Annotated in this window: 11 protein-coding genes and 1 other RNA gene; all 12 read left to right on the top strand. The window is 37.6% G+C overall.

The window, feature by feature from the left end; translation table 11 throughout:
* Positions 1-160 precede the first annotated feature (160 nt).
* Positions 161-258: signal recognition particle sRNA small type (gene ffs, locus ACFIKB_RS01675), an RNA gene on the top strand.
* Positions 259-481: 223 nt separating this feature from the next.
* Positions 482-2422 (top strand): DNA polymerase III subunit gamma/tau, encoded by a 1941-nt coding sequence (locus tag ACFIKB_RS01670; RefSeq protein ID WP_375647131.1) that lies wholly within the window; start codon positions 482-484, stop codon positions 2420-2422.
* Positions 2423-2436: 14 nt separating this feature from the next.
* Positions 2437-2760 (top strand): YbaB/EbfC family nucleoid-associated protein, encoded by a 324-nt coding sequence (locus tag ACFIKB_RS01665; protein WP_012754643.1) that lies wholly within the window; start codon positions 2437-2439, stop codon positions 2758-2760.
* 29 nt (positions 2761-2789) lie between these two features.
* Positions 2790-3395 carry a recombination mediator RecR gene (gene recR / locus ACFIKB_RS01660; protein WP_012754642.1) on the top strand — a complete coding sequence of 202 codons (606 nt, stop codon included), beginning with the start codon at positions 2790-2792 and terminating at the stop codon, positions 3393-3395.
* A gap of 49 nt (positions 3396-3444) precedes the next feature.
* Complete coding sequence (locus ACFIKB_RS01655; protein WP_375644631.1) at positions 3445-4473, top strand: YeiH family protein; 1029 nt, start codon at positions 3445-3447, stop codon at positions 4471-4473.
* A gap of 738 nt (positions 4474-5211) precedes the next feature.
* On the top strand, positions 5212-5898 hold the full coding sequence (gene tsaB, locus ACFIKB_RS01650; RefSeq protein ID WP_375652637.1) for a tRNA (adenosine(37)-N6)-threonylcarbamoyltransferase complex dimerization subunit type 1 TsaB: 687 nt from the start codon (positions 5212-5214) through the stop codon (positions 5896-5898).
* On the top strand, positions 5898-6380 hold the full coding sequence (rimI, locus tag ACFIKB_RS01645) for a ribosomal protein S18-alanine N-acetyltransferase (protein WP_375652636.1): 483 nt from the start codon (positions 5898-5900) through the stop codon (positions 6378-6380). Before tsaB ends, rimI begins: the two co-directional genes overlap by 1 nt.
* Before the next feature lie 40 nt (positions 6381-6420).
* Positions 6421-7797, top strand: coding sequence for a tRNA (N6-isopentenyl adenosine(37)-C2)-methylthiotransferase MiaB (miaB, locus tag ACFIKB_RS01640; RefSeq protein WP_375652634.1), 1377 nt, complete (start codon positions 6421-6423; stop codon positions 7795-7797).
* Between the two features lie 158 nt (positions 7798-7955).
* A complete protein-coding gene (locus ACFIKB_RS01635) occupies positions 7956-9080 on the top strand; it encodes a PhoH family protein (protein ID WP_015857122.1) in 1125 nt (374 codons plus the stop codon).
* Positions 9077-9568: an rRNA maturation RNase YbeY gene (gene ybeY / locus ACFIKB_RS01630; RefSeq protein ID WP_375635984.1), complete on the top strand. Its 492-nt coding sequence runs from the start codon at positions 9077-9079 to the stop codon at positions 9566-9568. Before ACFIKB_RS01635 ends, ybeY begins: the two co-directional genes overlap by 4 nt.
* Positions 9569-9653: 85 nt before the next feature.
* Positions 9654-10679 (top strand): hemolysin family protein, encoded by a 1026-nt coding sequence (locus tag ACFIKB_RS01625; protein ID WP_375628544.1) that lies wholly within the window; start codon positions 9654-9656, stop codon positions 10677-10679.
* A complete protein-coding gene (lnt, locus tag ACFIKB_RS01620; protein ID WP_375652633.1) occupies positions 10642-12276 on the top strand; it encodes an apolipoprotein N-acyltransferase in 1635 nt (544 codons plus the stop codon). Before ACFIKB_RS01625 ends, lnt begins: the two co-directional genes overlap by 38 nt.
* The last annotated feature ends 6 nt before the right edge of the window (positions 12277-12282 follow it).

Below are 12282 nucleotides of genomic sequence, written 5' to 3'. Positions count from 1 at the left end.
ATAAATATGAAGAGCTACTGCTATGAAAACCGATAAATCCATAATCTCTTTGTTGTTTATATGTCAATAAATTAAACGCAAAGGAAAATTCTTCGTCGTTCTTAGGATATTTTTCGTTTCTGAGCTTGATTTTTCATTCCAAATCGACAATATGAACTTGGGAGGTTGGTGGTGGACGAACTGCTCGCCAACTGGGTCAGGTCTGGAAAGAAGCAGCCCCAACGAGTTTTGGTACGGGTCATCGTGCCAACCTCCTATTTTGCTGAAGAAATTATTTTTTATGCTGTCTTTTAGCGAGGTGCCTTTAATCTTCAGAGCGGCATTTTTATGCAGCAAATAAAGGGGTTTGGTTATTTTTTAACAAATTGTCCCATAAATAATTTGATTAAGAAAAAATCCTTTTATATGAGACTACAGTATTGATCTATGCTTTTGTATTATCAAAATGTACGCATAAAGAACTTCGAAGTTGGAAATATTCATGGAAAATGTACCGGTAGAAACAGCCTATCGTGTTCTTGCTCGTAAATATCGACCCCAAAACTTCTCTGACCTTATTGGTCAGGAAGCTATGGTGCGTACTCTCACCAACGCCTTTGAAAAAGGTCGTATTGCACAAGCGTGGATGTTAACAGGGATTCGTGGCGTAGGTAAAACCACAACAGCACGTATTTTGGCACGTGCGCTTAATTATAAAACAAAAGATATTGACCAACCGACAACCGTATTAGACTCTCTTGGTGAACATTGCACACAAATTATCGAAGGACGCCATATTGATGTTATAGAAATGGATGCCGCTTCTCATACGGGCATTGATGATATTCGTGAAATTATTGAACAAATACGCTATCGTCCTGTTTCTGCACGTTATAAGGTTTATATTATCGATGAAGTACATATGCTCTCAACACAAGCCTTTAATGGTTTATTGAAAACTCTTGAAGAACCACCGTCCCATGTGAAATTTATTTTTGCCACAACAGAAATTCGCAAAGTCCCTATTACAATCCTTTCGCGTTGCCAACGTTTTGATTTGCGGCGTATTGAATCAAAAGCTTTGAGTGCACATTTGCGCCAAATTGCGAAATATGAAAAGGTAGAAGTAGAAGATCAAGCACTCTCTATGATTGCCCGTGCTGCAGAAGGATCTGCACGTGATGCATTATCCATTTTTGATCAAGCGATTGCCCATAGCAATGGCAATGTTAATGCCATTGCGGTGCGTACAATGTTAGGATTAGCGGATCAAGCACGTATTATTGATCTTTTTGAATTTATCATGAAAGGCGATGTTGTTAATGCATTACATGAATTACGCAGTCAATATGAGGCAGGTGCTGATCCTCTTACTATATTGACAGAACTAGCCGACTTTAATCATTTGGTCACACGTTTACGTTTTACACCAGAAATAGTGGAAGATTTCTCACTGACTGAAGAACAACGTTTAAGAAGTTTAGACTTTTCAAAAAAACTTTCCGTTCCTATTTTATCCCGAAACTGGCAAATGTTACTCAAAGGTTTACAGGAAGTTAATCAAACTGCACGTCCGCTTCAAGCCGCTGAAATGCTTTTAATTCGTCTTGCTCACACGGCTGACTTACCAACTCTTGATGAAGCTTTAAAAAAGCTTACGCAAGAAAAAACACCTCTCACACTGGTTAAAAACTCTTCTCATCAAGAATCTACAAATGCAGATAATATAACAAAAGAAACAATGGTCGAAGCCCATGCTTCCTCGAGCGTTTCAAATACATTACCAGATCAATCAGATTTAAAAACATCCTTGAAAAACCAATTAGATCATTCCTTACAACCGGAAAATTTAGTTAGAAATCAAAAACCTGACAAAATCAACGTCCAAGAAGTAACAGAAACTCTTGAAAATTCTCAATCTATTGATCTTTCTGAAAAGAGTGCAAATTTATCGCATTCTGTCACGCAAACAACAGAAAAGATTACTCAACCTAAAACTCTAGTGATTAATTCTTTGCACGATATTGTTCAATTAGCCGAACAGCATAATGATGCTCCTTTCAAACTCCTTATTAAAGAATTTGTTCATCCTGTTTCTTTTGAAGCTGGGCATATTACCTTAAGACTTTCTGAAAATACCCCACAATTTCTTGCTCATGATATAGAAAAAAAAATCTCTCAATGGACTGAAAAACGCTGGACAATAACTTTTGTTAATGAAGGAGGTGGACCAACCTTACAGGAGGAAAGTATAGCGATTCAAAAGACTCTTTTTTCCAATGCAGAAACAGATCCTGATATCGCGAAAATCCTCAACCATTTCCCAGAAGCAAAAATTGTCGATATTCGACTCAATAAAGAAGAAAATGATCTTGATTTACTTCCCAATACCTTTAAAAATGCTGATATTTTTAAAAATAAAAATGATATCAATGATGAATAAGGATACCTATTCCTATGCGTGAAATGATGAGCATGATGAAAAAAGCCAAAGAAATGCAAGAAAAAATGCAGAAGATTCAGGAAGAAATAGCTAATCTGCAAGCTACCGGCACTGCAGGGGGGGGGCTCGTCAATATCACTTTAAATGGCAAAAATATTATAACAGCAATTCAAATTGATCCTTCATTACTCAAACCTGAGGAAGCTGAAATTCTCGAAGATCTCATTATGGCAGCTTATAATGAAGCAAGAACAAAAATCGAAATCGCAATAGAAGAAAAAACCAAAAGTATAACGGCAGGAATACCGCTCCCTTCAGGTTTCAAGCTTCCATTTTAATGAAACGGATTTTTCCGTGGGACAAAAATATGTCTAAATACATTGCAGGACCTGAGATTGAACGTCTCATTCAGATTTTATCACGTATACCAGGTCTTGGTCCACGTTCAGCGCGTCGTGCTGCGCTTCATCTTATCAAAAAAAAGGAAACATTGCTGGAGCCTTTAGGAGCAGCTATACAAGCAGCTATAGAAAAAGTCGGCATTTGTTCTGTTTGTGGAAATGTCGATACCATTGATCCTTGTTCAATTTGTACAGATTTGCGCCGCGATGATACAACAATCATCGTTGTTGAGGATATTGCTGATCTGTGGGCTCTTGAACGCGCAAAAACTTTAGCCGCACGTTACCATGTATTGGGTGGACGACTCTCCCCCTTAGATGGAATAGGTCCTGACGAACTCAACATTGCCACCTTAATACAACGTGTTGTACAAAATCCTATTACGGAAATTATTCTTGCTGTCAATGCGACTGTCGAAGGTCAAACAACTGCTCACTATATCACCGATCAGCTCTCTAACTTCTCCGTTAAAATTACGCGACTTGCTCATGGTGTTCCTGTAGGAGGCGAGCTTGATTATCTTGATGATGGAACTTTAGCAGCAGCTGTACAAGCACGAACAAATCTCTAAAACTTTTTCCTCTTCACCTTTAGCTCTTTAATGACGGGGGAATATTAAAATGTCAAAGAAAAAACTCTCATTTTTGAACGACCTTGGTCCAGGTATTCTATTATGCCTGCTCATATCTGCCTTAGCTTATGGTTTAGAAGTAATAGAAAAACAGTTTTTCGCAGAAGCGTGGCTTGAAAGCCTTGTTTTGGCAATTCTTTTAGGATCAATTACTCGTAGCTGTTTTAATCTGCCCAAATATTTCCAAAAAGGTATAGTCTTTTGTGCAAAAACGCTTCTTGAAATTGCTATTGTTCTTTTAGGGGCAAGCATTAGCATCCGTGCTGTTCTTTCAGCCGGTTGGAATTTGCTTGCAAGCATCGTATTCGTTATATTTATAACGATCCTCATTAGTTTTGTTATAGGCAGACTTTTTGGACTTTCTGCAAATTTAGCAATGCTGGTCGCTTGTGGTAATGCCATTTGTGGCAATTCAGCTATCGTTGCAACTGCCCCTGTCATTCATGCTAAACATGAAGATGTAGCGGCAGCAATTGCTTTTACCGCTCTTTTAGGGGTTCTTATTATTTTATTTCTCCCTTTTTTACACCCACTTTTGAATTTATCATTTAACCAATACGGTGTGCTTGCTGGCATGGTTGTTTATGCTGTACCACAGGTCTTAGCAGCAACAGCGCCAATATCTTTCGTGAGCGTTCAAATTGCAACAATTGTCAAATTGGTGCGGGTTTTAATGTTGGGCCCTGTTATTTTTATCCTATCCATCATCTATCGTCGATCAGCACAAACACATTTTCGTCTACATACTCTCGTCCCATGGTTTATCATCGGTTTTATTATCATGATGCTTATTCGTTCAAGCGGACTTATTCCTGAAACGGCTATAAACCCGATCAGACTTATTGCTCAACTGTTCACGGTCATTTCAATGGCAGCTTTAGGATTAGGTGTTGATATCCGCTCATTAAAAAAAGCAGGATGGCGCGTTATTTTAGCTTCAACTTTCTCCATACTCCTTCTTGGCGCTTGTAGCCTTATCATGATAGGATTGATTGATCTGAACCATATAACATTTTGAAATATGCATTTATTATTATTTTTCAATGGAGCATGCAATCAATCCAAAGGTTCACTAATATTAAAATCAGTTCTTTCATACAACCAGAAAAAGTTCTAAAATACTGCTCATTATTCTATACAAAAAATTGAAAGAGCTGATATTTAAGTGAAAACTGTCAAATTTGCTTTTCAGTCCATAATGATTTGCAACGGCGTAGTATTAAAATACGTAACTCATGCAAAACAATGCCATTTCTTTCATCTGCTCTCATTACGCTGAAGTTTTTATATAAAGACTGATAGAATATGCTCTTATTGGGAAAAAATGTGGGGTCATGGCTTTCCCCCTTTTAACTTACTTTTACTTACTATGGAATACAAATGGCATCATCATACTATTTGATAGCTCAAAATGTTTGTGACAATCCTTACATTTAAACGATTCGTGAAAGGATTTTTTATTCTTTTCTTCAACAGTTTTTATTCACACCCTAATTCCGCTTGTAATATACAAGCTAATAACTTTAATTGTCTCACCATAAGTAGATTTGAAATAAGAGAATCTTACAATATTCAAGGTACTCATTCAAAAAGTGAAAACAAATAGGGATTAAATCAACATCTCGTTCTATCCCATAAAAAGATATTGTTGCTTATTGGCACTAGTAACTTTCTTACAAATGAAATATACGATAATAAAAAGATTAAAAATACAGCAGAACTTTTGTTTATCGTTTTATTCAACTAAAATATTTTTATGCTTATCCTTGCTATAGATACTGCTTCAATTTATTGTGCTGTTGCGCTCATTCGTCATAAATCTGTTATTGCGCGTATCAATGAGCGCATGAACAAAGGGCATGCTGAAAAACTTATTGGGCAGATTACACAAACAATGACACAAGCCAATATGACGCTTGATCAAGTTGAGCGTATTGCTGTCAATATTGGACCTGGATCATTTACTGGTGTACGTGTCGGTGTTGCAACAGCGCGCGCTTTGGCATTAGCACTTGAAATACCTGCTGTTGGAGTAAGTGCTCTTGAAGCGTTAGCAGCACAAGTAATAAACAGTAAAAGTACAGCATCAGCAATTACTGTTGTCATTGAAGCAGGGAGAGAGATGTTCTACCATCAAAATTTTCATAATGATCTCACACCTTTGGGAGCGCCTGGATTAAAAACAATTGAAAATATCCTCGAAGATTTACCAAAAAAAACCCGACTGACCGGCCCAGCTACTGATGTCATTGTGGAGCATATTAAAAGCCATAAAATAAACGAAAAAATTGTCCTAGAAAAAATCCCCTGCGAAGCGGCTGATATTGTAAACTATGCTTATCTTGCCGCAAACAAACAATCAAAAAATTCTCCTCGCCCACTCTATCTACGCAGCGCTGATGCAAAACAACAAACCAATTTTGCTTTACCACAAAAAAAATAATGCCCAAATTTTCATTGACAAAAAAGAATTTTGGAATTGCTCCGCTACAAGTTAATGATGGTGCTCCTCTTCATCAAATTCATCAACATTGTTTTACTCCGTCTTGGGGAAAACAAGCTTTTGATAATTTCTTAACAGATCACTCTATCTTCGGATACAAAGTGTTTCTCATTGATCGCTCTGATCAAATTTTAGGCTTTTGCCTATGCCGCCTCATCCTTGATGAAGCAGAAATCATCACAATTGCTGTTCACCCTCATTATCGTCAACAAGGAATTGGTACCTTTCTTATCGAAAGCACAGTGCACCATCTTCACGACAAAGGCGCTATAAAATTATTCTTGGAAGTAGAAGCCACAAACCTTTCTGCTTTGAACCTTTATCAACGCTTTGAATTTCAAAAAATTTCTGAACGTCTTGCCTACTACCCGTCAAAAGATGGTCGTGGTGATGCAATTATCATGCAAAAAACTTTTAAGTAAATAGATTGAGATTTGTGTAAAAAACATTTACACATGCACCATGAATAAAGAAAATCCTAAAAATACGCCTCCTGTTGCTCCGAAAAAGGTTTTTATCAAAACCTATGGATGTCAAATGAATGTTTATGATAGCCAACGGATGACTGATAGTCTCAGTTCGCAAGGCTATGTGACAACACAAATTCCCAATGAGGCCGATCTTATTCTTGTTAATACCTGTCATATTCGTGAAAAAGCAGCAGAAAAACTTTATTCTGATCTCGGTCGTTTGCGCGTTATGCGTCAAGAGCGCACACCTGATAAACCCCTGATGGTTGGTGTAACGGGTTGTGTTGCACAAGCTGAGGGAAGTGAAATCTTGCGCCGTGCTCCAACAGTGGATCTTGTTATTGGTCCGCAAATGTATCATCGCTTGCCAGAATTGTTAGAGAAAGCCAAACAAGGAAAAAAAATTATCGAAACAGACTATGCTGTTGAAGATAAATTTGCTCATTTACCGCCCCATAATAAACATGCAGTAAGAAAACGAGGTGTTAGCGCATTTTTAACAGTACAAGAAGGTTGCGATAAATTTTGCACTTTTTGTGTTGTGCCCTATACACGCGGTGCCGAAATATCACGATCCGTTGAGCAAATTACTGAAGAAGCCCTTCAACTCATCGAAGCGGGTGTCAAAGAAATTACGCTGCTTGGACAAAATGTCAATGGTTGGCATGGGCAAAGTGCTGATGGCAAAACTTGGCGTCTTGGCGATCTTCTTTATCATCTTGCAAAACTCGATGGTTTAAAGCGTTTGCGTTACACAACCAGTCACCCACGTGATATGGATGACAGCCTTATTGCCGCGCATCGAGATCTTGATATGTTAATGCCTTACCTCCATCTTCCTGTTCAATCAGGTTCAGATCGCATCTTAAAAGCTATGAACCGCCAACACAAAAGCTCTCATTATCTTCATCTTATTGAAAAAATTCGGACCGCACGGCCAGATATTGCCTTTTCAGGCGATTTCATTGTAGGGTTTCCAGGAGAAACAGATGAAGACTTTGAAGAAACCATTAAACTTATTCAACAAGTACAGTACAGTTCAGCTTATTCTTTTAAATATTCCCCCCGTCCTGGAACAGTGGGAGCCACAATGAAAAATCATGTTGATGAATCTGTAAAAGATGCCCGCCTTCAACATTTACAAGTCCTTCTCCTTGAGCAACAAAATGCGTTTTTGCGTTCTAAAATTGGTCAAAAAACTAACGTTCTCATCGAAAAACCTGGACGTCACTCAGGGCAAATGGTAGGACGTTCCCCTTGGCTTTTACCTGTTGTCTTAGATACAGAAGTCTCTACAGGTAGCGTAATAGAAATTCATATTAAAAATGCAAGCTCAAACAGTTTTGTTGGTGAAGTGACAAATAGATAAACATACTTCTAAAACCTTGTTCACAATAAATATTTTGGAAAACTCTTTTATTTTAAAAGAAAATGATTACATCTAAAACGTGCACTTTTTTTAAAAAATGTCTTTTATAGAATTTACTTAACAAAACGTGCAACATTTATGTAGATATGGAGAATAGGCTGAAAGCTTCAACCGAAAAAATAAAGCGTATTAAAGAAAAAGTAAATATGTCCCTTGAAAAGGCTGATACCTTGAAACAAACAAGCGCTTCAGATCCGAGCCAAGTTGTTTTGATTTTCGAAAATAATAAATATGCAAAAGCAGTTTTTGGTAAATTTGACGAAAATCTCGCTTATATCGAAAAAAAACTTGAACTTAGTATTCATCCGCGTGGTAATGAAGTCTTAATCCGTGGAAATATTTCTGTTATAAAACGTGCGCAATATGTATTGCAGCAACTTTATGAACGTGCCAAAACACACCAAGAGCTCACTTTATCAGATATAAAAGGAGCGCTTGCTATGGCAAATATACCAAAGAAGCAGAAAGAAGACACAATAACACACAAATCTGCAACGAAACGTATACCAGCACGGTTGAGTACCCATAAAAAAATAATTCATGCAAGAACTCCAATACAAGATGCTTACATACGCGCTATGGAGCATACTGAACTTGTGTTTGGTGTAGGACCAGCAGGAACAGGCAAAACATATCTTGCTGTTGCTCATGCTGCAATGCTTCTAGAACGTGGTATCATTGAGCGAATTATTCTCTCACGTCCGGCTGTTGAAGCTGGAGAACATCTTGGTTTTCTTCCCGGTGATCTCAAAGAAAAAGTCGACCCATATTTACGACCACTTTATGATGCTCTTTATGATATGATGCCCGCTGAAAAAATAGAACGCATTTTAGCTTCTGGTGTCATAGAAATTGCTCCTCTTGCCTTTATGCGCGGACGAACACTTGCCCATGCTGCTGTTATTCTTGATGAGGCACAAAATACTACGCCCATGCAAATGAAAATGTTCCTCACACGTCTTGGAGAAGGAACACGTATGATTGTTACCGGTGACGTAAGCCAAATTGATTTGCCTACAGGGCAAAAATCAGGTCTCATTGAAGCAATTCGCATTCTTTCAAATGTAGAAAATATTGCGATTGTACATTTTGATGAAAAAGATGTTATACGCCATCCACTTGTTGCTGCTATCGTTCGTGCTTATGATCGCGATTCCGAAATACAAAATAAAAAAAAATCATTCGCATGCGGTGCATTAAAAAATGAATTTGATTCATCATGATTATTATTGATATAATGGTTAAAAGCGCAGGGTGGAATGATGAGAAAATGCTTTATAATATCACTGAAAAAGCATTAATGACGACTATGCATCATGTTTCATTGGCAAATGTTGTAAGCGAGATTAGCCTGCTTTTTACGGATGATAAACATATGGCACAAATCAATGCACAATGGCGCAACAAAAACAAATCTACTAATGTATTATCCTTTCCTGCTTTTCCACTTAAAGCTGGAAATCGACCTGGTCCCATGCTCGGTGATATTATTATTGCGCGAGAGACTGTTGTTCTCGAAGCAGAAAAACAAGGAAAAACATTTCAAGACCATTTAACGCATATGATTGTTCATGGTATCTTGCATCTGCTTGGCTATGACCATGAAACTGATAATGAAGCATATCAAATGGAAAAGCTCGAAAGAGAAATTCTGCAAAAGCTTTCCATAAAAGATCCTTACGCTGAATTGTCTATAAATGATAAAATTTAACTTTTAAAATCAATATTACGAGCATACCATTTAAAGCCTCTCATTCACCTAATTATAAAAAGAAAGTTTAGAAGATTTCAAAACCATGACAAACAAAACAAATGCACAAAATAATAGTCAAACATCTTCTAATAATGAAAAAAAAACCTCTCAACAGACGAATCATACAGAAAAATATTCTCTGATGAATCATTTGTTTTCATTCTTACGGGGTCGTAATTGTGTGTCTACATCACTGCGCGATGATCTTACCGTTGCACTCACGACTGACAATGAAAAAGACACTGCCCTCTTCTCACCTGAAGAACGTACTATGTTGCATAATATTTTACGCTTACGTGAAGCACGCGTGGATGATGTTATGATACCACGTTCTGAAATCGAAGCACTGGAAATAAACACTTCACTTGGAGAAACCCTTAAATGTTTCGCAAAAATTGGTCATTCTCGCTTACCTGTTTATGCTGAAACTTTAGATGATCCGCGCGGCATGATTCACATCCGCGATATTCTTAACTATATGACACGCTTTATTGTCAGCCCAACAAAAACCGAACAGAAATCCGATTTGCTTCAATTAAACCATACAGACTTACATACCCCAATCGGTGAATTGGATCTGATCCGAACTGTTCTCTTTGTTCCAAGTTCCATGCTTGCAAGTAAATTATTAACACGAATGCAAACTACACGAACTCAAATGGCTTTAGTTATTGATGAACATGGGGGAACAGATGGTCTCGTTTCAATGGAGGATATTGTTGAATTGGTCGTTGGTGATATCGAAGATGAACATGATAATGTCGACAATGCTATCGTACGTGAACCAAACAATAAATGGCTCGTTGATGCAAGAACTGAACTAGAAGATGTGGAGAAAGCTCTTGGTCCTGATTTTATCGTAGGGGAATATGGTGATGATGTTGATACGATTGGTGGTTTGATCGTCTCCATTCTTGATCGCATTCCTGCCAAAGGTGAAATTGTCGAAGCTGTACCTGGTTATAGATTTCGTATTTTAGAAGCTGATAAACGCCGGATTAAGCGATTGCGTATTTTTCGCATTCCAAAAAATGAGAATCTTGAGAACAATGTCATCCCTAAAGAATAGTCCAGCGTTTTTAAACAATTTCATCGTTTTTTTGTCCTCTGTTACCGGTTGGAAGCGCCAAGCATGGATATTTCTGTGTGGTGCTCTTACTTCTTTTGCACTTCCACCCTTTTATTTGGCACCTCTTTGCTTTTTAACTTTCCCTCTCTTTATTGTTTTACTTGACTCAATACGGGCCGCAAAAAACAATAAAAAACATTTTTTTATTTACGCTTTAAGCTGTGGAACCTTTGGTTTTAGTTATTTTATTTGCGGACTTTGGTGGCTATGCAATGCTTTGTTAACAGATCCAGATTCTTTTGGTTGGGCAGTCCCATTAGCCATTTTAGTTCCTCCACTCTACCTTTCTCTTTATTGGTTTTTTTCTGGTTTCATTGTTGGTTTATTATGGACAAAAGGAATAGCACGCTTTTTTGTTTTAGCCTTTGCATTAGGATTGGCCGAGTGGTTGCGTGCGTTTTTATTCACAGGATTTCCATGGAATGCTCTTGGCTATACAGCCATGCCAACCCCAATGTTCATGCAATCTGATGCAATCGTGGGACTTTACGGAATGAATATTCTTGCTGTCTTAGCCTACAGTTTGCCAACTGTTTTATTAACAGATGAAAAAAAGAAAGTAGCACTTTCTCTCTGCTTATCACTTATATTTATTCACAGTGGTTTTGGGTTTTATCGTCTTCATACTATAGAAAACACAGCTGAAAATCAAAAAAGTTCTTATTGGGTGCGCATTGTTCAACCTTCCATCCAACAAAATATAAAATTGCGTGATAATACACGAGAAGCTATGTTGGAAGCGCATATGAATCTAAGTGCAATGCCAACAACTGACCAAAATTCAGAACCCGATTTTATCGTATGGCCCGAAGCTTCCGTTCCTTACCTTCTCTATGATAACTCATCTATCACAATGCGCATTGCCTCTCTTTTAAAACCTAAACAATGGGCTATTATCGGAGCAATACGAGCCAGCAATGATCTACCTCATTCCCAAACACAATATTTTAATACAATTGCAGTCATTAATGCTCAAGGTAATATTTTAAATACTTCCGATAAACTTCATTTGGTTCCTTTTGGTGAGTATCTTCCTTATCAGAATTTATTGAAAAAAATTGGATTGCGTACCCTTGCCGATAATATTGGTGGATATAGTGCTGCAAGTGTGCGCAAAATTGTTACAATGCCAAACGGATTTTCTTATCTACCCTTGATTTGTTATGAAGCAATATTTCCCCATGAAATGACTTTTAAAGGCTCCTCGCCTCAAGCAATTATTAATATTACAAATGATGCATGGTTTGGTGTAACACCTGGACCCTATCAACATCTTCAACAAGCACAACTTCGTGCCGTTGAACTGGGAATCCCCCTCATACGAGCAGCCAATAATGGAATATCAGCTGTTATTGATTCTTATGGACGAATCGTTGTAGCTCTTCAACAAAATGCTGTGGGCATTATTGATTCACAAGTTCCATCATCCATTACCCCTATAGGAAGCAATGAATACAGAACTTTCTCTACTTTTATCTTATTCATCCTTATGCTATTGTGTCGTGTTGGTTTTGGTTCTACAGAACAGCTTAAATGATTCAAG

Origin of the sequence: Bartonella sp. MR110HLJHH, from assembly GCF_042194225.1 — a bacterium.
Taxonomy (GTDB): Bacteria; Pseudomonadota; Alphaproteobacteria; order Rhizobiales; family Rhizobiaceae; genus Bartonella; species Bartonella grahamii.
The sequence above is the reverse complement of the archived record's forward strand: the minus strand, read 5'-3'. Positions and strand labels throughout refer to the sequence as shown.